The following is a 534-nucleotide window of genomic DNA, read 5'->3' as shown; positions in this document are numbered from 1 at the left end:
CGGACAAACCAGTTATCCCTCACGTACCAGGCTACACTCCAGTAGATCCGAAGGACAATACACCGTTGAAACCTGTTGATCCAGAAGATCCAAGCAAGGGCTACGTTCCACCAACTCCAGAAACACCAGGTGAGGATACCTTGATTCCTTACGTGCCTGTCAAGGGTGATGTGGTGATTAAGTATGTTGATACAGACGGCAATACTCTTAAGGATTCTGTTACAGATGAGGATGATGTTCTAGCAGGTACTAAGTACAACACGACAGACGAAGGCGACAAACCAACTGAAATCGTTCGTAATGGTGACAAGTATGTTCTTGTACCGTCCAAGACTACTGCGGTTGATCCAACTGGTAAGTCAGTTGAAGAGACAGGAAGCGTGGTCGAAGGCACAACAACGATTACATATGTTTACCAAAAAGTAGCTAACTGGATTCCACTCATTCCGAATGTACCAGAGAATAAACGTCCTAAGACAGAATACCCATTTGACCCAACTGAGCCAGATAAGGAAATTCCGTCTATCCCAACCA

1 protein-coding gene is annotated in these 534 nt (G+C 45.1%); it reads left to right on the top strand.

The window, feature by feature from the left end:
- The coding region (locus NF418_RS10310) for a MucBP domain-containing protein (RefSeq protein ID WP_256779534.1) at window positions 1-534 on the top strand (534 nt) is incomplete at both ends.

Source organism: Streptococcus suis (genome assembly GCF_024509555.1).
GTDB classification, from domain to species: domain Bacteria; phylum Bacillota; class Bacilli; order Lactobacillales; family Streptococcaceae; genus Streptococcus; species Streptococcus suis_AD.
Note: the sequence above shows the minus strand (reverse complement) of the source record. Positions and strands in the feature narration are given on the sequence as shown.